The sequence below is a fragment of the Vibrio sp. 10N.222.49.C9 genome (assembly GCF_041474985.1).
In the GTDB taxonomy this organism is placed as follows: domain Bacteria; phylum Pseudomonadota; class Gammaproteobacteria; order Enterobacterales; family Vibrionaceae; genus Vibrio; species Vibrio crassostreae_C.
In genome coordinates this window covers 1-313 of the sequence record NZ_JBFRVD010000179.1, presented here as the reverse complement: position 1 = coordinate 313, position 313 = coordinate 1, and the positions used below count along the sequence as shown (strand labels likewise).

The window sequence follows — 313 nt, the reverse complement described above, 5'->3', positions numbered from 1 at the left end:
ATTCAGTAGAGAATTCACCCATAGAAAGCACGCGAACTTCATCGTCATACTTCTCACCGAACAGTGCCATCGCCCCTTTCTGCTTAGCAGACTCTATATCCATGACATTGGTTTCAATGTCGTGGTTAGTACGAACTTGTGCGTTAACCATGCGCTCAACTTCTTTCAATTCAGCAGCCGTTACCGCTTCTAGGTGAGAGAAGTCAAAACGAAGGTTCTCAGCTTTAACCAGTGAGCCTTTCTGAGTTACGTGCTCACCTAGAACCTTACGCAATGCAGCGTGCAGCAAGTGAGTTGCTGAGTGGTTCAGTGA

1 pseudogene is annotated in these 313 nt (G+C 46.6%); it reads right to left on the bottom strand.

The features are described from left to right. Positions 1-313, bottom strand: a pseudogene (locus AB4585_RS22615) (alanine--tRNA ligase); the annotation flags it as partial.